This is a genomic window from Pseudomonas sp. H3_E07 (assembly GCF_054668895.1).
In genome coordinates, this window is sequence record NZ_CP162795.1 from 2,314,453 (window position 1) to 2,340,336 (window position 25,884).

Here is a 25,884-nt window from a genome sequence, read left to right on the forward strand (position 1 = left end):
ATTTACGCGTTAACAACTTTACAAACGCCGCAGCCATCGGCGTCTCACAAGCTCCTTTCGGGAACTCGGGCATATGCCTGACGCAACCACAGTTGGAAAACTGCGACGATCAAAGGTGGGAGCTGTCGAGCTTTAGCGAGGCTGCGATGCAGGCGCTGCGGTCTTGCAGATACGGCGCGGTGATCCTTTCGCAGCCTCGCTAAAGCTCGACAGCTCCCACATCGATCTGCTTCGCGTTGAAGTACGCGTTCTTACTGAGCGGATTTACGCGTTAACAACTCCACAAACGCCGCAGCCATCGGCGTCTCACAAGCCCCTTTCGGGAACTCGGGCATATGCCTGAAGCAACCACAGCTGGAAAACTGCGACGATCAAAGGTGGGAGCTGTCGAGCTTTAGCGAGGCTGCGATGCAGGCGCTGCGGTCTTGCAGATACGGCGTGGTGATCCTTTCGCAGCCTCGCTAAAGCTCGACAGCTCCCACCTCGATCTGCTTCGCGTTGAAGTACGCGTTCCTACTGAGCGGATTTACGCGTGCCGCAGCCATCGGCGTCTCACAAGCCCCTTTCGGGAACTCGGGCATATGCCTGACGCAACCACAGTTGGAAAACTGCGACGATCAAAGGTGGGAGCTGTCGAGCTTTAGCGAGGCTGCGATGCAGGCGCTGCGGTCTTGCAGATACGGCGCGGTGATCCTTTCGCAGCCTCGCTAAAGCTCGACAGCTCCCACCTCGATCTGCTTCGCGTTGAAGTACGCGTTCCTACTGAGCGGATTTACGCGTGCCGCAGCCATCGGCGTCTCACAAGCCCCTTGCGGGAACTCGGGCATATGCCTGACGCAACCACAGTTGGAAAACTGCGACGATCAAAGGTGGGAGCTGTCGAGCTTTAGCGAGGCTGCGATGCAGGCGCTGCGGTCTTGCAGATACGGCGCGGTGATCCTTTCGCAGCCTCGCTAAAGCTCGACAGCTTCCATTCGATCTGCTTCGCGTTGAAGTACGCGTTCTTACTGAGCGGATTTACGCGTTAACAACTCCACAAACGCCGCAGCCATCGGCGTCTGCGCGCCTTTTCGCTGCACCAGCCATACCGACGTCACCGCCTCCGGGTCCAGCAAGGTGCGATACACCACTCCGTCAATCCGTATGCGCTGGTAAGACGCGGGCAGCACCGACACGCCCAACCCCGCCGCGACCAGACCGATGATGGTCATCGCCTCCCCCGCTTCCTGGGCAAAATGCGGGCTGAAACCGGCGTCTCGGCACAGGCTGAGCAACTGCGCGTAGAGTCCACTGCCGTAGCTGCGCGGGAAAAACACGAATGGTTCTTCCGCCAACTGCGCCAGGTGCAGGCCACGCTCACTGCCTGCTACCAACGGGTGGCCAGCGTTCATGACGGCCACCAGCGGTTCGCGCATCAACTCGACCACACTCAGTGAGTCCGGCAACGGCAGGGGGCGCATCAAGCCCACCTGAATCGACTCGTCCACCAGCGACTCGGCCACCTCGGTGCTGCTCATCTCTTGCAGATTGAGATGCACCGCCGGGAACGCCTGGCGAAATGCAAAGATCGCCTGGGGAATGCTGGAGTTAAACGGTGCCGATGACGTGAAGCCGATCTTCAATTCACCCAGCTCACCCAACTGCGCCCGGCGCGCTACATCCGCCGCCTTGTCCACCTGCGCCAGCACCAACCGCGCCTCGTGCAGGAACAAACGCCCCGCCTCGCTCAGCTCGACCCGACGATTGGTACGCTCGAACAACCGCGCGCCCACCTCCTGCTCCAGCGCCTGTATCTGCTGACTCAGCGGCGGCTGCGAAATGCCTAGCACCTGCGCAGCCCGGCCAAAGTGCAGTTCTTCGGCGACGGCAATGAAGTACCGCAAGTGACGCAATTCCATGCAAACCTCATTAGGTCGTAAAAACTATCAAACAGGTCGAACAATATATTGGAAAGAATCATTAGCCAGCTATATTCTTTTTTGCATGGCCGGTCCTGGCACACTCTTCCTCCCCCGAGGTCCCCGTGAATTCTGCTGTCGCTCCACTTGCTCAAGAAGTCCCGCCCACTGCCCTCGATGAGGTAGTGGCCCAGCTCAATGACGCGTACATCGAAAAAGGCACGCCGATGTTCATGCGCACGGTGCTGGCGCTGTTCTCCGGGGGGTTCGCCACCTTTGCCCTGCTGTATTGCGTGCAGCCGATGATGCCGGCGCTGTCCCACGAGTTTTCCATCAATGCCGCGCAGAGTAGTCTGATCCTGTCCGTGTCCACCGCGATGCTCGCGCTGGGCCTGCTGATTACCGGGCCGATTTCCGACACCCTGGGACGTAAACCGGTGATGGTCGCCGCGTTGTTCTGCGCCGCGTTCGCGACGATTGCCAGTGGTTTGATGCCGTCCTGGGAAGGGATTCTATTCATGCGCGCACTGGTGGGCCTGTCGCTGAGCGGCCTGGCCGCCGTGGCCATGACCTACCTGAGCGAAGAGATCCACCCGCAGCACATCGGCCTGGCCATGGGCCTGTACATTGGTGGCAACGCGATTGGCGGCATGAGCGGGCGCCTGATCATCGGCGTGTTGATCGACTTCGTCAGTTGGCACACCGCAATGTTGATCATCGGCGCCCTGGCGCTGATCGCCGCCACGGTGTTCTGGAAAATCCTCCCCGAATCGCGCAACTTCCGCGCCAGCAGTCTCAAGCCGCGTAGCCTGGTGGACGGCTTTGTCATGCACTTCAAGGATGCGGGCCTGCCGTGGCTGTTCCTCGAAGCCTTCCTGCTGATGGGCGCGTTCGTGACGATGTTCAATTACATCGGCTATCGCCTGCTGGCCGATCCCTACGACCTGAGCCAAGCCGTGGTCGGCCTGCTGTCGCTAGTGTACCTCTCGGGTATCTACAGTTCGGCGAAAATCGGCTCCCTGGCTGACCGCCTCGGTCGCCGCCGCGTGCTGTGGGCCACCATTGTGCTGATGCTCGCCGGCATGCTCCTGACCCTGTTCAGCCCACTGTGGCTGGTGGTGCCGGGCATGCTGATCTTTACCTTCGGCTTCTTCGGCGCCCACTCGGTGGCCAGCAGCTGGATCGGCCGCCGCGCGGTGAAGGCGAAGGGGCAGGCATCGTCGCTGTACCTGTTCTGCTACTACGTGGGGTCGAGTATTGCCGGAACGGCGGGCGGGTTCTTCTGGCACTTTGCCGGGTGGAACGGCATCGGCGCGTTTATCGTGGCGCTTTTGATAGGTGCGTTGCTGGTGGCGTTGAAGTTGGCGAAGTTGCCGCCGTTGGGGATTGTGAAGGCCTGATACGGTGCTGCTTTAAATGTGGGAGCGGGCTTGCTCGCGAATGCAGTGTATCAGGCATGACTGTATCAACTGACACTCCGCATTCGCGAGCAAGCCCGCTCCTCCCACATTTGTTTTGCGTGTTATTCGTGGTATTGCGCGGACAGTTCATGCACCGCGCGCAGGAACGCGCCGGCATGCTCCGGATTCACTTCCGGCGTAATGCCATGGCCCAGGTTGAATACATGCCCGGTACCCTTGCCGTAGCTGGCGAGGATGCGGCCAACTTCGGTGCGGATCGCTTCCGGATTGGCATACAGCACGGTCGGGTCCATATTGCCTTGCAGCGCGACCTGACCGCCAACGCGACGGCGGGCTTCGCCAATGTCGCAGGTCCAGTCCAAGCCAAGGGCGTCAGCACCGGCGTCGGCAATGCTTTCCAGCCACAGGCCACCGCCTTTGGTGAACAGGATGACCGGCACTTTACGGCCTTCGTGTTCACGGATCAGGCCGCTGACGATCTTGCGCATGTAGGCTAGGGAGAACTCCTGGTAGGCCGCCGCCGACAGGTTGCCACCCCAGGTGTCGAAGATCTGCACCGCTTGCGCGCCGGCCATGATCTGTCCGTTGAGGTAGGAAGTGACCGACTGCGCCAGCTTGTCCAGCAGCAGGTGCATGGCTTGCGGGTTGTCGTAGAGCATGGCCTTGGTCTTGCGGAAGTCTTTCGACGAGCCGCCTTCGACCATGTAGGTGGCCAGGGTCCAAGGGCTGCCGGAGAAGCCGATCAGCGGCACGCGGCCGTTAAGCTCGCGGCGGATAGTGCTCACGGCGTCCATCACGTAACCGAGGTCTTTGTGCGGATCAGGGATCGGCAGCGCTTCGATATCGGCCAGGGTGCTGACGACTTTCTTGAAACGCGGACCTTCGCCGGTTTCAAAGTACAGGCCTTGGCCCATGGCGTCAGGGATGGTGAGGATGTCGGAAAAGAGGATGGCCGCGTCCAGTTGTGGGTAGCGGTCCAGCGGCTGCATCGTGACTTCGCAGGCGAACTCCGGGTTCATGCACAGGCTCATGAAGTCGCCGGCATGGGCGCGACTGGCGCGGTACTCCGGCAGGTAGCGACCGGCTTGGCGCATCATCCACACAGGGGTGACGTCCACAGGTTGCTTGAGCAGGGCACGAAGGAAACGGTCGTTCTTGAGGGCAGTCATGTCGGCATCCGCAAAAAAAGTACGGGCATTTTCTCAGAGCCGGACGCAAAAGGCACGGAGTGAGCCGTGCCTTTTGTCTATCGGGTCAATTTGTCGCAATGACTGGCGACGCAAACCCCACTGTGGAACGGGGTTTGTGTGGGAGCAGGCTTGCCTGCGATGGCGGTGGTGAATTCACGATTGCTATCGCAGGCAAGCCAGCTCCCACATTCGATCCCATTTCAACCCATGACTTTATTGAATACACACAAACCAATGTGGGAGCGGGCTTGCTCGCGAACGCGGTGGGTCAGTCGATACATCTGGTGACTGATAAACCGCATTCGCGAGCAAGTCGAACCGCCGCTCCCACATTTTGATCCCATTTCAACCTGGAATCAGGGTCAGACTTGCAGGTAGTCCAGGATCCCTTCGGCGGCATTGCGGCCTTCGAAGATCGCCGTCACTACCAGGTCAGACCCGCGCACCATGTCGCCACCGGCGAAGATTTTCGGGTTGCTGGTCTGGTGCTTGTACTGGCCTTGTTCCGGGGCGACGACGCGGCCCTGGCTGTCGGTCTGGATCTGGAACTGCTCGAACCACGGCGCCGGGCTTGGGCGGAAACCGAAGGCGATGACCACGGCGTCGGCCGGGATGATCTCTTCGGAACCAGGGATCGGCTCGGGGCTGCGACGGCCACGGGCGTCCGGTTCGCCGAGACGGGTCTCGACCACCTTCACGCCTTCGACGCGGTCTTCACCGACAATCGCAATCGGCTGGCGGTTGTAAAGGAATTTCACGCCTTCTTCCTTGGCGTTCTTCACCTCTTTGCGCGAGCCCGGCATGTTCGCTTCGTCACGACGATACGCACAGGTCACCGACTTGGCGCCCTGGCGAATCGACGTCCGGTTGCAGTCCATCGCGGTGTCGCCACCGCCCAGTACCACAACCTTCTTGCCCTTCATGTCGACGAAGTCTTCCGGCGACTTTTCGAAGCCCAGGTTGCGATTCACGTTGGCGATCAGGAAGTCGAGCGCGTCATACACGCCTGGCAGGTCCTCACCGGCAAAACCGCCCTTCATGTAGGTGTAGGTGCCCATGCCCATGAACACGGCATCGTATTCTTCGAGCAGTTGCTCCATGGTCACGTCTTTGCCGATCTCGGTGTTCAGGCGGAACTCGATGCCCATGCCGGTGAACACTTCTCGACGGTTGCTCAGTACGGTTTTTTCCAGCTTGAACTCGGGGATGCCGAAGGTCAGCAGGCCGCCGATTTCCGGGTTCTTGTCGAACACCACCGGGGTCACGCCACCCCGCACCAGCACGTCGGCACAGCCCAGGCCCGCCGGGCCCGCGCCAATGATCGCGACACGCTTGCCGGTCGGCTTGACCTTGGACATGTCCGGACGCCAGCCCATGGCGAACGCGGTGTCGGTGATGTACTTCTCCACCGAACCGATGGTCACCGCGCCGAAGCCGTCGTTGAGGGTGCACGCACCCTCGCACAGACGGTCCTGCGGGCACACCCGGCCGCACACTTCCGGCAGGGTGTTGGTCTGGTGCGACAGCTCGGCGGCGGCGAGGATGTTGCCCTCGGCCACCAGCTTGAGCCAGTTGGGAATGAAGTTGTGCACCGGGCACTTCCATTCGCAATACGGGTTACCGCAACCCAGGCAGCGGTGGGCCTGGTCGGCCGAGTGCTGGGGTTTGAAGGGTTCGTAGATCTCCACGAACTCTTTCTTGCGTTGACGCAACAGTTTCTTCTTCGGATCTTTGCGCCCGACATCGATGAACTGGAAGTCGTTATTCAGACGTTCAGCCATGTTAAAACCTCATCAAACTCTTCAGGCGCATATCACTGCGGGTTGGCACGGATGCTGGAAAGCAACGATTTCAGGTTGGCAGCCTTGGGCTTGACCAGCCAGAAGCGACGCAGGTAATCATCGAGGTTCTCGGCGAGGTTACGACCCCATTCGCTGCCGGTCTCCTCGACGTACTCGTCCAGCACGTGCTGCAAGTGGTTCCGGTAGGACTCCATGGCTTCGCCGCTGATCCGCTGGATCTCGACCAACTCGTGGTTGACCTTGTCGACGAAGGTGTTGTCCTGGTCGAGCACGTAGGCGAAACCGCCGGTCATGCCCGAACCGAAGTTGTAACCGGTCTTGCCCAGTACCGCGACGAAGCCCCCGGTCATGTACTCGCAGCAGTGATCGCCCGTGCCTTCCACCACGGTGTGGGCACCGGAGTTACGCACGGCGAAACGTTCACCAGCAGTGCCGGCGGCGAACAGCTTGCCACCGGTGGCGCCGTACAAGCAGGTGTTGCCGATGATGGCACTGTCCTGGGTCTTGTAGACGCTGCCTTGAGGCGGAACGATCACCAGCTTGCCACCGGTCATGCCCTTGCCCACGTAGTCGTTGGCGTCGCCTTCCAGGTACATGTGCAGGCCGCCGGCGTTCCACACGCCGAAGCTCTGGCCCGCCGTGCCCTTGAAGCGGAAGGTGATCGGCGCTTTCGCCATACCCTGGTTGCCATGCTTGCGTGCGATTTCGCCGGAGATGCGTGCGCCGATGGAGCGGTCGCAGTTGCAGATATCCAGGGCGAATTCGCCACCGCTGGCGTCGTTGATCGAGGAAGAAGCCATCTCGACCATCTTCTCGGCCAACAGGCCTTTGTCGAACGGTGGGTTGCGGTCCACCTGGCAGAATTGTGGCTTGTCTGCCGGGATGTGGTCGCTGCCCAACAGCGGCGTCAGGTCCAGGTGATTCTGCTTGGCGGTCTGGCCTTCAAGGATGTCCAGCAGGTCGGTACGCCCGATCAGTTCTTCGAGGGAACGCACACCCAGCTTGGCCAGCCACTCACGGGTCTCTTCGGCGACGTAGGTGAAGAAATTCACCACCATGTCGACGGTGCCGATGTAGTGATCCTTGCGCAGCTTCTCGTTCTGAGTCGCAACGCCAGTGGCGCAGTTGTTCAGGTGGCAGATGCGCAGGTATTTGCAGCCCAGGGCGATCATCGGCGCAGTACCGAAGCCGAAGCTTTCGGCACCGAGGATCGCTGCCTTGATCACGTCGAGGCCGGTTTTCAGGCCGCCGTCGGTCTGCAAACGCACCTTGCCGCGCAGGTCGTTGCCGCGCAGGGTCTGGTGGGTCTCAGCCAGGCCGAGTTCCCACGGAGCGCCCGCGTACTTGATGGAGGTCAGCGGCGAAGCGCCGGTGCCGCCGTCGTAACCGGAGATGGTGATCAGGTCGGCATAGGCTTTGGCCACACCGGCGGCGATGGTGCCCACGCCGGCTTCTGCCACCAGTTTCACCGAAACCAAGGCCTGCGGGTTGACTTGTTTCAGGTCGAAAATCAGCTGCGACAAGTCTTCAATCGAGTAGATGTCGTGGTGCGGCGGAGGCGAGATCAGCGTCACGCCCGGTACCGCATAACGCAGCTTGGCGATCAGACCGTTGACCTTGCCGCCTGGCAACTGGCCGCCTTCACCGGGCTTGGCGCCCTGGGCCACCTTGATCTGCAGCACTTCAGCGTTGACCAGGTATTCCGGGGTTACGCCGAAACGGCCGGTCGCGACCTGCTTGATTTTCGAGCTCTTGATAGTGCCGTAGCGCGCCGGGTCTTCACCACCTTCGCCGGAGTTGGAACGCGCACCCAGGCGGTTCATGGCTTCGGCCAAGGCTTCGTGGGCCTCAGGCGACAAGGCGCCCAAGGAGATACCGGCGGAGTCGAAGCGCTTGAGGATCGATTCCAGCGGCTCGATTTCGCTGATGGCCAGCGGCGTGTCCAGCGTTTTTACCTTGAACAGGTCGCGGATCATCGACACCGGACGGTTGTCCACCAACGCGGTGTATTCCTTGAACTTGGCGTAGTCGCCCTGCTGCACGGCGGCTTGCAGGGTGCTGACCACGTCCGGGTTGTACGCGTGGTATTCACCACCGTGCACGAACTTGAGCAGACCGCCTTGCTGGATCGGCTTGCGCGCGCTCCAGGCTTCGGCCGCGAGGGCTTTCTGTTCGGCTTCGATGTCGACGAAACGCGCGCCTTTGATACGGCTTGGCACGCCACGGAAGCTCAGGTCGCAGACTTCTTCGGACAGGCCGATCGCTTCGAACAATTGAGCACCGCGGTAAGACGTGACGGTGGAAATGCCCATCTTCGACAGGATCTTCAGCAAGCCCTTGGTGATGCCTTTACGGTAGTTCTTGAACACCTCATAGAGGTCGCCCAGCACTTCACCGGTGCGGATCAGGTCACCCAGCACTTCGTACGCGAGGAATGGGTACACCGCCGAAGCGCCGAAGCCGATCAGCACCGCAAAATGATGCGGGTCGCGGGCAGTGGCGGTTTCCACGAGGATGTTGGAGTCGCAGCGCAGGCCTTTTTCGGTCAGGCGGTGGTGCACTGCGCCGGTGGCCAGGGACGCGTGGATCGGCAGTTTGCCCGGCGCGATGTGACGGTCAGTCAGCACGATCTGGGTACGACCGGCGCGCACGGCCTCTTCGGCCTGGTCGGCGACGTTGCGCACAGCGGCTTCAAGGCCGAGGCTCTCGTCGTAGTTCAGGTCGATGATCTGGCGGTCGAACCCTGGACGCTCCAGGGTCATCAGCGAGCGCCACTTGGCCGGCGAGACCACTGGCGAGCTGAGGATCACGCGGGAGGCGTGCTCAGGCGATTCCTGGAAGATGTTGCGCTCGGCACCGAGGCACACTTCCAGCGACATCACGATGGCTTCACGCAGCGGGTCGATCGGTGGGTTGGTCACCTGGGCGAACTGCTGACGGAAATAGTCGTACGGCGTGCGCACGCGCTGGGACAGCACGGCCATCGGCGTGTCGTCGCCCATGGAGCCGACCGCCTCGTAGCCTTGCTCGCCAAGCGGGCGCAGCACCTGGTCACGCTCTTCGAACGTGACTTGGTACATTTTCATGTACTGCTTGAGCTGGTCGACATCGTAGAACGCCGAACCGTGGTCATTGTCTTCCATGGTCGCCTGGATGCGCAGGGCGTTCTTGCGCAGCCATTGCTTGTACGGGTGACGGGACTTCAGGCGATTGTCGATAGCGTCGGTGTCGAGGATCTGACCGGTTTCGGTGTCCACGGCAAGGATCTGGCCAGGACCGACACGGCCTTTGGCGATGACGTCTTCCGGCTTGTAGTTCCACACGCCGATTTCCGACGCGAGGGTGATGAAGCCGTTGGTCGTGGTGACCCAACGCGCCGGGCGCAGACCGTTACGGTCGAGCAGGCACACCGCGTAGCGACCGTCGGTCATGACCACGCCGGCCGGGCCGTCCCACGGCTCCATGTGCATCGAGTTGTACTCGTAGAATGCACGCAGGTCCGGGTCCATGGTCTCGACGTTCTGCCACGCCGGCGGAATGATCATGCGCACGCCACGGAACAGGTCGATGCCACCGGTGACCATCAGTTCGAGCATGTTGTCCATGCTGGACGAGTCAGAACCCACACGGTTGACCAATGGGCCGAGCTCTTCCAGGTCCATCAGGTCGTTGGCGAACTTGGTGCGACGGGCCACGGCCCAGTTGCGGTTGCCGGTGATGGTGTTGATCTCGCCATTGTGGGCGAGGAAGCGGAATGGCTGGGCCAGCGGCCATTTCGGCAGGGTGTTGGTGGAGAAGCGCTGGTGGAACACGCAGATTGCGGTTTGCAGGCGCTCATCGCTCAGGTCTGGATAGAAGGCGGTGAGGTCCGCCGGCATCATCAGGCCTTTATAAATGATGGTCTTGTGGGAAAAGCTGCAGATGTAGTGGTCGGTGTCGGCCGCGTTGGCCACGGACGAGCGACGACGCGAGGTAAACAGCTTGATCGCCATGTCCTGGTCGCTCAGGCCTTCGCCCGCGATGAACACTTGTTCGATCTGCGGCAGGCGCTCATTGGCCAGGCGGCCGAGCACGCTGGTGTCGATCGGCACTTTGCGCCAGCCGACGAGCTGCAGGCCGGCGGCCAGGATCTCGCGGTTCATGTTCTCGCGAGCGGCTTCGGCTTTGACCGGGTCCTGGTTGAAAAACACCATGCCCACGGCGTACTGCTTGGGCAGGTCGACCGCAAATTGCTCTTTTGCGACAGCACGCAGGAACTGGTCGGGCTTTTGAATCAGCAAGCCGCAACCGTCACCGGTCTTGCCGTCGGCGTTGATCCCACCGCGGTGGGTCATGCAGGTCAGGGCCTCGATGGCCGTTTGCAAAAGGGTATGACTGGGTTCGCCCTGCATATGGGCTATCAGGCCGAAACCGCAGTTATCCTTGAATTCATCGGGTTGGTACAGACCTGCTTTCATAGACACTTTCTCACCAGGCTGCCTCTTATATCGAGGCAAATTTCTTTTCAATTCAACCGGTTACCTTCCACGCCGAACGTACGCCGGCTTAGCGGGGGCAAAAGGGAGGTCATTGTACACACCGACACAGACGCTCACAAATTTAGCGACGAAATGTCGCAAATCTATGTCGCATTTATGAAAGGTTTAAAGCGATATGCTGTGCTAGTGAAAACTTTTTTAATTCTGACCGCTACGACTCAAAAGCTACTGTGACGCAGACACCACAAAGCGCGCGGTCTCTAGAGACTGCACGCACTTGCGGTTATTTTTTGAGGTGCCGGGAGGGCGGCCTGGGTAAGGCCGCCGGATCTTCAGCGAGTTGTTGCGAGTTCTTGTTGAACGCTGGCAACAGTGCGAGGCCAAGGTTTACCAGCCTGAACCTTCGCTGGCAAGGCTTTGATCGCAGAATCGGCTGCTGCACGGCTGGAGAAGTTGCCGTAGGTGATCACGTAGAGAGGCTTGCCGTTGAGCACTTTCTTGAAATAACGGTACTCGCCGCCCTGCTCTTTCACGAACGCCTGGGCGTTGGCCTCGGAGCTGGTGCCCAGGATCTGCACCACGAAGTTGCCGGAAGGCTGACTGGCGTACCAGCTGCTGCCAGCGGCACCCGCTTTGGCAACAGTGGCGGCCGGTTTTTCAGCCGGCTTGGCCGCTGGAGCCGGGGTAGGCTTGACGGTTGGCGCAGGCGCAACCGGCTTGGTCACAGGCGCAGGCTTGGCGGTGGCGACGGTCGGCGCAGGGGTAGGCGCGGGGGTCGGCTTGGCGGCCGGCTGACCCGCTGGCACGCCCGCAGGCGGTGCAGTGGTGGTCACGGTTGGCGGTGTCGCGCTGGAGCCTTCCACCGGCACGCCGTCGTCGCCTTCGGAGATGCCACCGGCTTCTTCTGCAAGGGGGCCACGCATCACAGGCTGGCCGACCATCGGCAGGTTGGTCGGTTGACCGGAGTTGGCGAATTCAACATTTGGTGTGGGCTTGCCCAGTGGCAACTGCGCCTGTTCGGTTGGCGCGCCGGCGGTGGTCGGTGCCTTGCTGCGACCCGGGATCAACCAGGCGGCGGCGACAGCGACCACAACAACGGCGGAAATAGCCAATACGTGTTTCTTAGGCATTGTGAACCCCATCTTTGGACGCTTGACCGCAGTGCGGCTGGCAATCATGGCTTCGATCATGGCATCGCGGGCAACCTGGTTGATGGTGCCAGGCCAGCCGTCGGAGCTTTCGTGAATATCAGAGATCTGCTGAGCGGAGAAAAGTTCGATACCCGCCCCTGCGCCTTCCAGGCGTTGAGCCAGGTATTCGCGGGTTTCTTCCTCTTCGTACGGCTGCAATTCGATGACGTGGAACAGCTCCTGATCACCGCTGATCTGCTCCAGATCGGCGATCAGCGACGACTCGCCAAACAGGAATACGTGCGGGCGACCTTCCGGCGTACCCGCCGCCAGCGCCAGCAGCGCTTCCAGGGCGGATTCGTCGAGCTGCTCGGCGTCATCCACCAGCAGGTAGACTTCCTGGCCGGTCAGGCCCAGTTGTACCACCTGCTTGAGGATCGCGTTTGGCTCGGCAGTGGCCACGTCCAGGGACTGGGCAACCTGACGCAGCACGCCCGCCGCATCCCCGGCACCACGGGCCGATACCACCACGCTCTGTACCGACTGCTTGTTGGTACTGGCCACCAGGGCCTGGCGCAGCAGGGTCTTGCCGCTGCCCAACGGGCCGGTCACGACCAGCAGCAGTTGGCTGTATCGCGCGAGGTGGTGCAGTTGGCCGAGCACTGGCTTGCGCTGGGCCGGGAAAAATTTGAAGCCAGGCACCCGTGGAGCAAAAGGGTCGTGGCTTAACTGGTAATGGCCGAGGAACGCCTCGTCGGCATGCAAACTAGTCATCGGGATCTTATTAACCTTTAAGCTGGGCCAGGGCGCGGTAATCCGCTCCCAGCGTGGCCTGTAAAATCTCTTTCGGATAATCGTCGGTCACCACTGCTTCGCCCATGTGGCGCAGCAGCACCAGTCGCAGTCGACCGTCGATCACTTTCTTGTCTATTGCCATATGTTCGAGGAAATCCGCCTCAGTCATCTCCTCCGGCGGAATGACCGGCAAACCGGCGCGCTGGAACAGACGGATGCCACGATCACGCTCCTGGGCGCTGATCCAGCCCAGACGCTGCGACATCTCCAACGCCATCACCGTGCCAGCCGCTACAGCCTCTCCATGCAACCACACACCATAGCCCATGTGCGTTTCGATCGCATGGCCGAAGGTGTGGCCCAGGTTCAAGGTGGCCCGCACACCGGACTCCCGTTCGTCGGCATTCACCACCAGCGCCTTGGCCGTGCAGGAGCGCGAAATCGCTTCAGTGAGTGCCGCCTGGTCCAGGTTGCGCAGGGCATCCACATGTTCTTCCAGCCAGGTCAGGAAGGGCTCGTCGCAGATCAACCCGTACTTGATGACTTCCGCCAAGCCCGCCGACAGCTCGCGCGGCGGCAAGGTGTTGAGGGTCGCGGTGTCGATCAGCACGGCTTGAGGCTGGTAGAACGCGCCCACCATGTTTTTGCCCAGCGGGTGGTTGATGCCGGTCTTGCCGCCCACCGACGAATCGACCTGGGACAGCAAGGTGGTCGGCACCTGGATAAAGTCCACGCCGCGCTGGTAGCAGGCCGCCGCAAAACCGGCCATATCGCCGATCACACCGCCGCCCAGGGCGATCACAGTAGTACGGCGATCATGGCGTGCAGTCAGCAGGCCATCAAAAATCAGTTGCAGGGTTTCCCAGTTCTTGTGGGCTTCGCCGTCGGGCAGGATCACGGAGATCACCGAATACGCCGCCAGGCTGCGGCTCAGACGCTCAAGATACAGCGGCGCGACCGTTTCGTTGGAGATGATCGCCACTTGCCGCCCGGCAATATGCGGTGCGAGCAACTCGGGCTGGTCCAGCAGACCTTCGCCAATATGGATCGGGTAGCTGCGCTCGCCTAGATCGACCTTAAGTGTCTGCATGTGTCCCCGCGTTAGAGATGGAGTGACGACCGACGACGTCAAGATCTGACGTCACCTGATGGCTCTACGCCACACCCCACAGGGTGATAGCGCGCCGCCGAGAATAGCGCATTTCGAGCCGGGCTTTAACGGGGTGGCAGCCGTTGCAGGCGCTCAAGAATGTCGAGGACCACCATCCGGGGTGGCCGCTCATCGGTTTCCACCACCAGATCGGCGATTTCCCGATACAGCGGATCGCGCAGCGTGAGCAGGTCCCGCAGGGTTTTCTCCGGGTTGGCCGTGCGCAGCAACGGACGATTGCGATCGCGGGCGGTGCGGCCCACCTGCTGCTCGACCGAGGCATGCAGATAGACCACCCGACCACCGGCATGCAACGCGCGGCGGTTTTCATCGCGCATCACCGCACCGCCGCCGGTCGCCAATACCACGCCATCGCAGCCGCACAGCTCGGCAATCATCGCCTGCTCGCGGTCACGAAAGCCCAGTTCGCCTTCCTTATCGAAGATCCATGGGATATTGGCACCCGTGCGCAATTCAATTTCCTTGTCGGAATCTTTGAACGGCAGGCGCAGCTCTTTGGCCAGCAAACGGCCGATGGTGCTTTTTCCAGCCCCCATCGGTCCTACAAGAATCAAATTTCGCACAGAATCAACGACTCACAGCAATCGCCTGGTTATTCATAATACGCGGAGTCAGGAATACCAGCAGCTCGGATTTTTTCTCCGCCAGCACATCGCGCCGGAAAAGGCGGCCAAGATACGGCACATCGCCCAAAAATGGCACTTTATCTACCACTTTGCTCTGGGTATTGGAGAAAACTCCGCCGATCACGATGGTCTCGCCATCCTTGACCAATACCTTGGCGTTGACCTCGTTCTTCTTGATCGGCGGCACGTCGTTGAGTTTGTTCAGGTAGTCGGGCTCATCCTTGGTGACCTTGACCTCCATGATCACGCGGTCATCGGGGGTGATCTGCGGGGTGACTTCCAACGACAGCGAGGCCTCCTTGAACGACACTGACGTAGCGCCGCTGGAGCTGGATTCCTGGTAGGGAATCTCGGTGCCCTTGAGGATGCGTGCGGTTTCTTTGTCGGAAGTGACCACCTTGGGTTGCGAGACGATTTCGCCGTTGCCGGTTTTCTCCATGGCGGTGAGCTCCAGGTCCAGCAACAGGTTGTCGGTGATATAGGCAATGCCCAGGCCCGAGGTGCCGGTGAGTGATCCCAAGTCCACAAAAGGTGATGGGGGTGGGTTTTCCGGCGGTGCGGCGCCCTCAGGCGGAGGTTTCGCAATGCCACCCGCGCCCCAGTTACCCCGATTGAGCCGCCCACCCCAGCGCGCGCCCAGGCTTTTGTCGTAATCGACATTGGCCTCGACAATCCGCGCCTCGATCATCACCTGGCGCACGGGAATATCCAGCTGCGCCACGATCCGTCGCAGTTCCTCCAGTCGCTCGACAGTCTGATAGGCGATGATGTTGTTGGTGCGATCATCCACCGCCACCGAACCACGCTCATCGGTCACGCCCTCAAGGCCGGTGACCGACTGGAACAACTTGGCCAGGTCTGCCGCCTTGGCGTAATTGACTTGCAGCAGCTCGCGGCGCAACGGCGCCAGCTCGGCCATCTGCTTTCGCGATTCCAGCGTGAGCAGCTCGCGCGCAGCCAGTTCCTCGGCCGGCGCCACCAACAACACGCCGGCCTTCACCCGCTTGTCCAGGCCCTTGGCTTGCAGCACCAGGTCCAGCGCCTGATCCCAGGACACATCCTTGAGGCGCAGGGTGATCGAACCCTGCACATCGTCACTGGCAACCAGATTGAGGCCCGCCACATCGGCAATTTGTTGCAACGCCGTGCGCAACTCGATGCTCTGGAAGTTGAGGCTGAGCTTGTCGCCTGTGTAGGCGTTCAGCGTGGTACCGCCGGGAGGCGGCAACTGGATCAGATCTACACGATTGGGCACAGCAGCAGCCATCGGTGCCGTGAACGCTATCCATAGCGCCACACCGAAGGACGAGAAAGTCCTTTTCATTGTTTGATTCCGTTATGAGTTGATGTTTAGCACCAGGGTTCGCGGGCGCTCCAGCCATGCCCCCTGACCATCGGGAAACAGCTCGACCAGTTCTACGGAGCGCTCATGAATGGCCGTGACTCGGCCATGGTCGGGCCCCAGGTAGTCCCCGACCGTCAGGCGATGCACCTTGGACGAGGCACGTAGCAGAGCAAAAACCTGCACCCCACGAGACAGCGTGCCAACCATTTCAAACTGGTCCACTGCAAGGTTTTCCAGCACGCCACGTGGCCGGGCAAAGTCCGGCGCACGGGCCGGGCGCCCCTTCAAATGATCGACCTTCACCGCAAGCCGGTGAAATGGATCACGCAACGCGGACGAGTCGTAGGCAAAGGGCTGCCGCTGTACGAGCCGCCCACCGCCCTGCGCATGCCAGTAAGTCTTGGCCAGCACGTCAAGGCGCAACCGCTTGCCGTCACGCCGAAGCACCACATCGTGCACCGTGGCGATGCGCGACAGGCCACCCAGGCCCGCCAGGAACATCGCCAGGTCGTGATAAGCCCCCGCGACGCCGACCTGCACAGGTTGTTCGTGAAAGAACGACCTGGACAACGCATCCAAAGGCGTGACGCTCTCGACCACCAACCCGTTGGCCAGCGCCAGACGCGCGATGTCTTCCAGCAAACCAGGCATTTCGGACTCGCCAGGCAACGCCTGCAAACGTTCGTCGACCTTCGCTTGCATCAATTGGAGCTGCTGCGTACGCGCTGCAAGGCTGGCGGCCAGCCCAGTCTTTTGTGCGACTTGCTGCTGCAGGGCCACTTCCCGCGCCTCGACCTGGTGCAACCGTTCCCGCGAAGGGCTCAGGTACACAAGGTCGCCCACCACAAACACCACGCCCGCCAGCGCACAACCCAACAGGGCCTTGCCAGGTAGGGACCATTTTGCAGCGTTGTGAGTGAGTGCAGAAAGATTGAGCCTTGGCAGGCTCAAGGTTGAGCCTCGGAGGACTCTCCCTGACGCACCATCAGCTGGAATTGATTGTTGCCGCGCGCGCCATCCGTTCGCACATGCTGCAACCGAGTGGAATGGGCGCCTTCCGCGGCTTCCAGGCGGCGCATCAATTGAGCGATGTCCTGGCTGGATTCAGCGCTGCCGCTGATACTGACCGTATCCCCCTTGGCCACCACCTCATGCAGGTGCACGCCGTCGGGGACCGCGCGGGCCAGTTGGTCCAACAGTTGAGCACCGGACGAGCGGGCATCATGCAGGTCTTGAACGACTTTCATGCGTTGCGCCAACTGCTGGCTTTGCTCCTGCAGATCGTCGATGGTCTTGATGCGTGAATCCAGGCCGACGATCTCCTTGCCCAGATGGTCATTGCGGGTCACTTGACGATCGATGGCCCGGTCGATCACCTGGTCCGCCAGCCAAACGGCCGCGAGCGCCGCACAGGCGAACGCCAGCAAGCACGCCAGTAGATACTTGCGTCGCCGCTCTGCCAGCGCCTGGCGCCAAGGCAGTAGGTTGATTCGTGTCTTCAAGCGAAACTCCTCAGGGCCAACCCGCAAGCAATTCCCATCCCCTGGGCATCCACGGCCCATTGTGCACCATCGACGCGATGACTCGGCGTGAAGCTGGCGAAATCCTGACTGCAAGCGCGCGCCAATGCAAACGCTTCGACATCGATCACCTTCGGCACCAGCCCCGCCAAGGCCAAAACCGCCTCGCGGGCTTCCACTTGTTCCTTCAAGCAGGCGGCCAGCAATACCTCGACCCGGTTCGGGTCCAGGGCCGTGGGCCCACGCACTTGAAAGTCGATAGCCACGTCATCCAGCGGATAAGGAATGTACTGGTCTGCCTCCATCTGGATCATCCAGGCCATCTCATCGTCGGTGAGGCCGGCTTCCAGATCAATCATCCGCGTGATCACCGAGGGCCCGGCCACGGCAGCGGCAGCGCCACGAACCGATGTCGACAACCGCGACCACGCGCTGCGCAAAGCGCGCCCTACGCCTTCAAGATCAAGGAGTGTGCCGTCGACCACCGTTTGCGCCGGCAACGCCTGCGTGACGTAGCCTTGAATGTTGAAACCTGAAGGTGAACGGCCCAGCTCGATCAAGCGGATGGCCGTGTCATTGATGTCGACACCCAGCAAGGTGCGAGCTTTTCCCGTGAAAAATCCTTTTCCCATAAAACTCCCTAAAGCTTTGTCTGTCATACCGCCTGATTGCCGCTGGGCGCCATGCATTCGGTCGACTTGTTGAACAGGTGCGAATGACGCCCCAAGTCGAAAAATGCTTTAATGCCCAGCGTTTTTTCCCGCTTTTTATCTGCAGCTCGGGTCGATCCATCGTTTGCCATGCATGCCCCGAGGCCTAACTCATTCTTTTCTCTGGAAATCCAAAAGCCTTGATTCGTCTGCTGAAGTTTTTCGGGTACTCCATTGTCGCCATCGTTTGCGGGCTGCTGCTCGTATTCAGCGGGGCCTACCTCTACCTTAGTCCGGGTTTGCCCTCGGTAGAGGCCCTCAGAAGTATCCAGTTGCAGATTCCTTTGCGGGTCTACAGCAGCGATGAAAAACTGATCGCGGAGTTCGGCGAAATGCGCCGCACACCGATCCGTTTTGCCGATATTCCGCCCAATTTCATCAGCGCCCTGCTGTCGGCCGAAGACGATAATTTTGCCAACCACTATGGCGTCGACCCCAGCAGCCTAGTGCGCGCGGCCACGCAATTGGTAAAAAGCGGACACATTCAGTCCGGCGGCAGCACCATCACCATGCAGGTGGCGAAGAACTTCTTCCTCACTAGCGAGCGCAGCTTTTCACGTAAAGCTACCGAGATCCTCCTGGCACTGCAGATCGAACGCCAGTTGACCAAGGACGAGATCCTCGAGCTGTACGTCAACAAGATCTACCTGGGCAACCGTGCCTACGGGATCGAGGCGGCTTCCCAGGTTTACTATGGCAAGTCCATCCGTGACGCCAGCCTGGCGCAGATGGCCATGATCGCCGGCCTGCCCAAGGCCCCGTCACGCTTCAACCCGCTGGCCAACCCGGCGCGAAGCAAAGAACGCCGCGACTGGATCCTGGGCCGCATGTACAAGCTGGGCAAGATCGACCAGGCCGCTTACGAAAGCGCCATCGCCGAACCGTTGAACGCCAGCTACCACGTGCCGACGCCGGAAGTGAACGCCCCGTATATCGCCGAAATGGCGCGCGCCGAGATGGTCGGCCGCTATGGCAGCGAGGCGTACACCGAAGGTTTCCGGGTGACCACCACGGTGCCGAGCAACCTGCAGGAAATCGCCAATGACTCGGTGCACTCAGGCCTGATCACCTACGACCAGCGCCACGGCTACCGGGGCCCTGAGTCGCGCCTGCCGGGCAAGACCCTGAGCGCCTGGACCACCGAACTGGGCAAACAACGCGCCATCAGCGGCCTGGAGCCGGCCATCGTCACCCAGGTGAAGAAAGATGGCCTGCAGGTGCTGACCCGCACTGGCGAAGCCCATGTGGCGTGGGACAGCATGAAATGGGCACGCCCATTCCTGAACACCAACAGCATGGGCGCGCTGCCCAAGCAGCCGTCTGACGTGGCCCAGGTGGGTGATTTGATCCGCGTGCAGCGCCAGAAGGACGACAGCCTCAAGTTCAGCCAAGTGCCGTTGGCCCAAGGCGCCCTGGTCTCCCTGGACCCGCAGAACGGTGCGATTCGCGCCCTGGTCGGCGGCTTCGCGTTCGAACAGAGCAACTACAACCGTGCGACCCAGGCCAAGCGCCAGCCGGGCTCGAGCTTCAAACCGTTTATCTACAGTGCCGCGCTGGACAACGGCTACACCGCCGCCAGCCTGGTCAACGATGCACCGATCGTGTTTGTCGACGAGTACCTGGACAAGGTCTGGCGTCCGAAGAACGATACCAACACCTTCCTCGGCCCGATCCGTATCCGCGAGGCGCTGTACAAGTCGCGCAACCTGGTGTCGATCCGCTTGCTGCAGGCGATGGGCGTCGGCAAGACCATCGATTACATGACGCGCTTTGGCTTCTCCAAGTCAGACCTGCCGCCGAACCTGTCCCTGGCCCTGGGCACTGCGACCCTGACGCCGATGGAAATCGCCACGGGCTGGAGCACCTTTGCCAACGGCGGCTACAAGATCGCGCCGTACCTGATCGACAAGATTGAAAGCCGCAACGGCGACACCCTGTTCACCGCCAACCCGCCACGCGTGCCGGGTGATGTGGTCAACGGTGTAGCGGCGACTGATGGCCTGGCGGCGCCGAGCAATGGCGGCATCACCATCGAGCCGGCCCCTGGCACCACGCCGGCCACCAACGCTGCTGCAACCGAACCGCAGACGCCCGCCGTGGCCGAGCGCATCGTGGATGGCCGTACCACCTACATCCTCAACAGCATCCTTGAAGACGTGATCAAGAAGGGCACCGGCCGCCGCGCCCTGGCCCTGGGGCGTCCGGACATTGCGGGCAAGACCGGTACCACCAACGAGTCCAAGGACGCCTGGTTCTCCGGTTATAACGCCGATTACGTGACCACCGTGTGGACCGGCTATGACCAACCGGAAAGCTTGGGTCGCCGCGAGTTCGGTGGCACCGTCGCGCTGCCGATCTGGATGAGTTATATGGGCGCAGCCTTGAAGGACAAGCCGCCCCACACCCAACCGGAGCCGGAAGGTATCCTCAGCCTGCGCATCGACCCGGTGAGTGGCCGCGCGGCCTCGCCAAGCACGCCGAATGCGTACTTCGAACTGTTCAAGAGCGAAGACACACCGCCGTCGGTCAACGAGCTGGGCAATGGCGTTGTACCGGGCAGCCCGTTGCCGGCGGATGAGGCGGCGCCGATCGATCTGTTCTAGTGAGATTTATGGCCTGAAACAGGCCCAATGTGGGAGCGGGCTTGCCCGCGATTGCGGTGTGTCAGGCACCACATGAGCGGATTGATCCACCGCTATCGCGGGCAAGCCTGCTCCCACCTTTAGATCTAATCGACCACAAAAAAGCCCCGACTCGCGAGAGCCGGGGCTTTTTGTTGGTGCGCTACAACGGCTTAGCCGTTGAACACATCATCCACGCTTTGCAGCGGGTAGTTTTTCGGATACGGCAGGGTGGCCACGCCGGTCTCGATAGCGGCTTTGGCCACAGCGTCGGAGATCAGGGTGATCAGGCGCTTGTCCATTGGTTTCGGGATGATGTACTCACGACCGAATTCCAGCTTGGCGCCGCCATAGGCATCGCACACATCCTGAGGCACCGGCAGCTTGGCCAGTTCACGCAGGGCGTTGGCGGCAGCCACTTTCATTTCTTCGTTGATGCGCTTGGCGCGAACGTCCAGGGCACCACGGAAGATGAACGGGAAACCCAACACGTTGTTGACCTGGTTCGGGTAGTCCGAACGGCCGGTCGCCATGATCACGTCGTCGCGGGTGGCGTGTGCCAGTTCCGGCGCGATTTCCGGGTCCGGGTTGGAGCAGGCGAACACGATCGGGTTGGCCGCCATGGATTTGAGGCCTTCGGCGCTCAGCAGGTTCGGGCCGGACAGGCCGACGAACACGTCTGCACCGTCGAGGGCGTCAGCCAGGGTGCGCTTGGAAGACGGATGCGCAAACATCGCCTTGTACTGGTTCAGGTCGGTACGCTCGGACTGGATCACGCCCTTGCTGTCGACCATGTAGATGTTTTCCAGCTTGGCGCCCATGCTGACGATCAGCTTCATGCACGAGATAGCTGCAGCACCGGCGCCCAGGCAGACGATCTTGGCGTCAGCCAGGGTTTTGCCAGCGATTTCCAGGGCGTTTATCATGCCGGCGGCGGTAACGATCGCGGTGCCGTGCTGGTCATCGTGGAATACCGGAATGTCGCACTGTTCGATCAAGGCCTTTTCGATCTCGAAGCACTCAGGTGCCTTGATGTCTTCCAGGTTGATGCCACCGAAGGTGATGGAAATGCGCTTGACCGTGTCGATGAAAGCCTGCGGGCTTTCGGAATCGACTTCGATATCGAAAACGTCGATGCCGGCAAAGCGCTTGAACAACACGCCTTTACCTTCCATGACTGGCTTGGATGCCAATGGGCCGAGGTTGCCCAGGCCGAGGATCGCGGTGCCATCGGAAATCACTGCAACCAGGTTGCCTTTGCCGGTGTACTTGTACGCCAGTTCAGGGTCGCGGGCGATTTCACGTACGGGCTCGGCAACACCAGGGCTGTAGGCCAGCGACAGGTCGCGAGCAGTGGCAGTGGCTTTGGTGAGCTCTACACTCAGCTTTCCTGGACGAGGATGGGCATGATATTCGAGAGCGGCAGTTTTCAAATCAGACATATCGGCATTCCGCTTTTACTGTTGGTCGACGGACCGCCGAGGATACGCGTGTCGTAAAGTCCCCACAAGACTGGGCAGTCACAGGTGTCAAGGCCCTAAAGCGACGTACTTTGGTCTAAGGCCACGGGATACAAGGGCTCAACTGTTCACAATCGATTAAAAAAATGTCTACAATTTTTTCTTAATCGGTCGATTTGAGCATGCCAGGGTCGGTCAATGGCAACAACCAACGTACCTGGCCGTTTTTCAGGCCGCCGCGCTTGGCGCGATCCTGTACCCAGCCACGGGCCTCGACGAGCTTGCCTTGCAGACCACTGAGCCCTGCGGCGTCGAACTGACGGACGAGGTCGGGTGCAATGCGCAATACCAGTGCCCCCTGCAATTCGATCCAGATTCCGCCGCGATTGCGTTCGATCTTGCTCACTCGGCCACTGACCAGAGCGAAGCCGGACTGTTTGAGCTGCGCCACGCTTTGCACTGGCGATTGCCGCCAAAGGCCCAATCGTGCGTCACGGGCGCTGTTTTCGGCGGCCTGTTGACAGGTAACAAGATCAACGTTGGGCGCGACACCGACCTGAAACCCCAGGCCTTCGGCCAGCAGCCGCGCCTCAAGATTCTCACCATTCGCGCCGTAGAGGTGGGCGAGCGTGCGACCGTAGCGGTCCTTGCTCTCGCGCCCAGCCACCAAGCCGAGGCGGCCGTCGCTGGAGTCGACCAATGCCTGTAAACGCTGGCGGGCGGCAACCGCGTAAGGCTCGTCGGGGCGGCCCTTCTTGCCGGTTTCCGGGGCATTGAGGCCGATCATCCGCACACTGCGGCCGTCCTTGAGGCGCACCGTGTCGCCATCCACCACGCGCTGCACTTCCACCTGGGCCAGGGAAGTCGGTGCGCGGCAAAACACCTCGGCCTGGGCGACTGAGAGCCAAATCCCAGGCACAAAAAAGGCGCCCACAAGGGACGCCTTTTTCATCAGCATGGAAAAACCGTAACGGCTTCCCAAGTTGATCGGCCTTAGGCCTTTTTGGCACCGAAAGCACCGAAACGGTCAGCAAAGCGCTGTACACGGCCGCCGGTGTCCAGAGTTTTCTGCTTACCGGTGTAGAACGGGTGGCACTCGTTGCATACGTCAGTACCCAGTGGCTTGCACAGGTTCGAACGGGTTTCGAACTTGTTGCCGCAGCTGCAGGTGACTTCGATGGTTTCGTACGCTGGATGGATATCGGCTTTCATGGCACTTCCTCGGGCTAGCGTGCCGCCACTCGACACTATTGTCGAATACCGCACGTAATTAGGCCGCGGATTCTACCAGACCTTTTTAATCACGCAAGCCGCGTATTCGACTGAAAACCTCCTTTCATCAGAAAACCGTGGCATACCCAAGCCCTCCCCTGTCTGCTAGGCTCCCGCCCCTGCGCCACCGCCTGCCTTTTATAAGAGACCCCCCGCGTGCCCGACGCCATTTTGCGCCTAGCCCTGCCCTCGCCCCTGCGCCGCCTGTTCGATTATCGGGCCCCGGCCGGCGTGCTGCGGGCACAGCTGCAGCCGGGCATGCGTGTGCGTGTGCCGTTTGGCCGACGGGAAATGATCGGCATCCTGGTGGAAGTCGCGGACCACAGCGAAGTGCCTGCGGAAAAACTCAAGCCCGCGCTGGCCATGCTCGACGCCACCCCACCGCTGCCGCCCGCCCTGTTCAAGCTGTGCCTGTGGACCGCCCAGTATTACCAGCACAGCCTCGGCGATACCCTCAGTTGGGCGTTGCCGGTACTGCTGCGCCAGGGCGAATTGGCCGAAGCGCGCCAGGAACGCTTCTGGTCGATGGTGCCCGGTGCGCGCCTCGACGACCCGCGCATCGCCCGCGCCCCGCGCCAACGTGAAGCCCTGGCGACCCTGGCCCAACACCCACATGGCGTGGCCCATCAACTGTTAAGCAAATTGATGCTGAGCAAAGACAGCCTCGACCTGTTGCTCGCCAAGGGCCTGGTGCAGGTGGAAATCCGCAAGCACGCCCCCGACGCCCGCCACGAACACTGGCTGGCCCAACCGGAATTGCCGCTGAACCCGGAGCAACGTGCGGCCTACGAAGCGATTCGCGCAGGTTTTGACAGTTTCCACGCCTTCCTGCTGGCCGGCGTCACCGGCAGTGGCAAGACCGAAGTCTATTTGCAGTTGATTCGCGAAACCCTGCAAGCCGGCAAACAGGCCCTGGTGCTGATTCCCGAGATCAACCTGGGCCCGCAGACCCTGGCGCGCTTCGAACAGCGTTTCAACGCCCGCATCGCTCTGGTGCACTCGGCCGTCAACGACCGTGAGCGCCTCGAATCCTGGCTGGCCGCACGGGACGGCGAGGCCGACATTATTATCGGCACCCGGTCGGCGCTGTTCACCCCGATGAAAAACCCCGGGCTGATCATCATCGACGAGGAGCACGACGGCTCTTATAAACAACAGGAAGGCCTGCGCTACCACGCCCGCGACCTGGCGCTAGTGCGCGCACGCCAGGAAGACATCCCGATTGTGCTGGGCTCGGCCACGCCATCTTTAGAGAGTTTGCACAACGCCTACACCGGGCGGTACGGCCTCCTACGCCTTAATGAGCGTGCCGGCGGCGCCAAGCAGCCACGCTTCCTGCGCCTTGACGTCAAAAGCCGCCCACTCGACAGCGGCATTTCCGGACCGATGCAACAAGCCATCGGCCAGACCCTCGCCGCCGGCCAACAGGTCTTGGTGTTTCTCAACCGGCGTGGCTTTGCACCGACCTTGCTGTGCCACGACTGCGGCTGGATGTCCGAATGCGAACGCTGCGACGCGCGCATGACCGTGCACCAGCGCTACGGTGAACTGCGCTGCCATCACTGCGGCCATGTGGAACGCGTACCGCGCCACTGCCCGCAATGCGGCAAAGTCGACCTGCGACCCGTCGGTGCCGGCACAGAACGGGCCGAAGAACGCCTGGGCATTCTGTTCCCTGACTACCCGGTGCTGCGAGTCGACCGCGACAGCACCTCGCGCAAAGATGCAATGAACCAGCTGTTCGCCACCATCCAGAAAGGCCATCCGTGCATCCTGATCGGCACGCAGATGCTTGCCAAAGGGCACCATTTTCCACGGGTGACCCTGGTGTCGATCCTGGATGCCGACGGCGGGCTGTTCTCCGGGGATTTCCGCGCCAGCGAGCGCATGGCGCAGTTGATCGTGCAGGTCGCCGGCCGCGCGGGCCGCGCCGAAGAGCCAGGCCGGGTGATCATCCAGACCCACCTGGCCGACCATCCGCTGCTGATCCAACTGACCGAACAAGGCTACTTTGCCTTCGCCGAGCAGGCGCTGAGCGAGCGTCGTGCCGCGGGCCTGCCACCTTTTTCCCATTTGGCCCTGTTGCGCGCCGAAGCCCACAAACCCGGGCAAGCCGAAGGTTTCCTCGATGAAGCTTGCAGCGCCGCCGAACGTTTACTTGGCGAACTGGGCCTGAGCGGCATCGAACTGCTCGGCCCGGTGCCCGCGCCCATGGAGCGCCGCGCCGGGCGTTATCGCGCTCAACTACTCTTGCAGGCAACCTCGCGCGCGCCCCTGCATCGACTATTAAGTAGCTGGTTGCTTGCCCTGGAGCAAATGCCCAGCGGTCGCCAAGTGCGATGGTCGTTGGACGTAGACCCGGTAGATTTGTATTAAGCCTGGCCATAGGTCCCGCGAAGGTTGGCAAGCCCGCCCTCGCCACGGATAATGCTCAGTTTTTCCACC

General features: G+C 61.3%; 17 protein-coding genes and 1 pseudogene. 3 read left to right on the forward strand and 15 right to left on the reverse strand.

All coding sequences use genetic code 11. The features are described from left to right. Positions 1 to 1,004 precede the first annotated feature (1,004 nt). A complete protein-coding gene (locus AB4O08_RS10530; protein WP_010213746.1) occupies positions 1,005 to 1,898 on the reverse strand; it encodes a LysR family transcriptional regulator in 894 nt (297 codons plus the stop codon). Positions 1,899 to 2,083: 185 nt separating this feature from the next. Here AB4O08_RS10530 and AB4O08_RS10535 point away from each other — a divergent pair, with 185 nt between their 5' ends. After that, complete coding sequence (locus AB4O08_RS10535) at positions 2,084 to 3,298, forward strand: MFS transporter (RefSeq protein ID WP_460114863.1); 1,215 nt, start codon at positions 2,084 to 2,086, stop codon at positions 3,296 to 3,298. Between the two features lie 122 nt (positions 3,299 to 3,420). Here AB4O08_RS10535 and hemE read toward each other — a convergent pair whose 3' ends face one another. The 11 genes and pseudogenes from hemE to AB4O08_RS10590 all read right to left on the reverse strand — a co-directional run bounded on the left by hemE (position 3,421) and on the right by AB4O08_RS10590 (position 18,178). After that, positions 3,421 to 4,488 (reverse strand): uroporphyrinogen decarboxylase, encoded by a 1,068-nt coding sequence (gene hemE / locus AB4O08_RS10540; protein WP_047544114.1) that lies wholly within the window; start codon positions 4,486 to 4,488, stop codon positions 3,421 to 3,423. A gap of 383 nt (positions 4,489 to 4,871) precedes the next feature. Next, a complete protein-coding gene (locus tag AB4O08_RS10545; RefSeq protein ID WP_010213750.1) occupies positions 4,872 to 6,290 on the reverse strand; it encodes an FAD-dependent oxidoreductase in 1,419 nt (472 codons plus the stop codon). A gap of 32 nt (positions 6,291 to 6,322) precedes the next feature. After that, positions 6,323 to 10,768 (reverse strand): glutamate synthase large subunit, encoded by a 4,446-nt coding sequence (gltB, locus tag AB4O08_RS10550; protein WP_460114851.1) that lies wholly within the window; start codon positions 10,766 to 10,768, stop codon positions 6,323 to 6,325. A gap of 353 nt (positions 10,769 to 11,121) precedes the next feature. Next, entirely contained in the window at positions 11,122 to 12,693 is a 1,572-nt protein-coding gene (locus AB4O08_RS10555; protein ID WP_010213754.1) for an SPOR domain-containing protein, read from the reverse strand. A 10-nt stretch (positions 12,694 to 12,703) separates the two neighbouring features. Continuing rightward, positions 12,704 to 13,804, reverse strand: a complete 1,101-nt coding sequence (gene aroB, locus AB4O08_RS10560; protein ID WP_431480219.1) for a 3-dehydroquinate synthase — start codon at positions 13,802 to 13,804, stop codon at positions 12,704 to 12,706. A gap of 125 nt (positions 13,805 to 13,929) precedes the next feature. Next, on the reverse strand, positions 13,930 to 14,448 hold the full coding sequence (gene aroK, locus AB4O08_RS10565) for a shikimate kinase AroK (RefSeq protein ID WP_010213757.1): 519 nt from the start codon (positions 14,446 to 14,448) through the stop codon (positions 13,930 to 13,932). A 4-nt stretch (positions 14,449 to 14,452) separates the two neighbouring features. After that, positions 14,453 to 15,709, reverse strand: a pseudogene (locus tag AB4O08_RS10570) (type IV pilus secretin PilQ); the annotation flags it as partial. 138 nt (positions 15,710 to 15,847) lie between these two features. Continuing rightward, positions 15,848 to 16,807, reverse strand: coding sequence for a pilus assembly protein PilP (locus tag AB4O08_RS10575; protein WP_431480220.1), 960 nt, complete (start codon positions 16,805 to 16,807; stop codon positions 15,848 to 15,850). Next, positions 16,804 to 17,358 (reverse strand): PilN domain-containing protein, encoded by a 555-nt coding sequence (locus tag AB4O08_RS10580; RefSeq protein ID WP_010213760.1) that lies wholly within the window; start codon positions 17,356 to 17,358, stop codon positions 16,804 to 16,806. The genes AB4O08_RS10575 and AB4O08_RS10580 overlap by 4 nt, the downstream gene beginning before the upstream one ends. After that, on the reverse strand, positions 17,355 to 18,008 hold the full coding sequence (gene pilM / locus AB4O08_RS10585; RefSeq protein WP_021492323.1) for a type IV pilus biogenesis protein PilM: 654 nt from the start codon (positions 18,006 to 18,008) through the stop codon (positions 17,355 to 17,357). Before pilM ends, AB4O08_RS10580 begins: the two co-directional genes overlap by 4 nt. Positions 18,009 to 18,031: 23 nt before the next feature. Continuing rightward, positions 18,032 to 18,178, reverse strand: a complete 147-nt coding sequence (locus tag AB4O08_RS10590; protein WP_021492324.1) for a hypothetical protein — start codon at positions 18,176 to 18,178, stop codon at positions 18,032 to 18,034. 51 nt (positions 18,179 to 18,229) lie between these two features. Here AB4O08_RS10590 and AB4O08_RS10595 point away from each other — a divergent pair, with 51 nt between their 5' ends. Further along, positions 18,230 to 20,689, forward strand: a complete 2,460-nt coding sequence (locus AB4O08_RS10595; protein ID WP_370737443.1) for a penicillin-binding protein 1A — start codon at positions 18,230 to 18,232, stop codon at positions 20,687 to 20,689. Positions 20,690 to 20,880: 191 nt separating this feature from the next. On the opposite strand, the gene AB4O08_RS10600 is transcribed toward AB4O08_RS10595, so the two are convergent. The 3 genes from AB4O08_RS10600 to rpmE all read right to left on the reverse strand — a co-directional run bounded on the left by AB4O08_RS10600 (position 20,881) and on the right by rpmE (position 23,379). Then, a complete protein-coding gene (locus AB4O08_RS10600; RefSeq protein WP_010213763.1) occupies positions 20,881 to 22,149 on the reverse strand; it encodes a malic enzyme-like NAD(P)-binding protein in 1,269 nt (422 codons plus the stop codon). A gap of 181 nt (positions 22,150 to 22,330) precedes the next feature. Further along, the gene (locus AB4O08_RS10605; protein WP_460114852.1) at positions 22,331 to 23,125 is read right to left on the reverse strand and encodes a thermonuclease family protein; all 795 of its coding nucleotides are present in this window, start codon (positions 23,123 to 23,125) and stop codon (positions 22,331 to 22,333) included. A gap of 35 nt (positions 23,126 to 23,160) precedes the next feature. Then, on the reverse strand, positions 23,161 to 23,379 hold the full coding sequence (gene rpmE, locus AB4O08_RS10610; protein ID WP_010213765.1) for a 50S ribosomal protein L31: 219 nt from the start codon (positions 23,377 to 23,379) through the stop codon (positions 23,161 to 23,163). Positions 23,380 to 23,595: 216 nt separating this feature from the next. Here rpmE and AB4O08_RS10615 point away from each other — a divergent pair, with 216 nt between their 5' ends. After that, a complete protein-coding gene (locus AB4O08_RS10615; protein WP_106119064.1) occupies positions 23,596 to 25,815 on the forward strand; it encodes a primosomal protein N' in 2,220 nt (739 codons plus the stop codon). Positions 25,816 to 25,884: the final 69 nt, after the last annotated feature.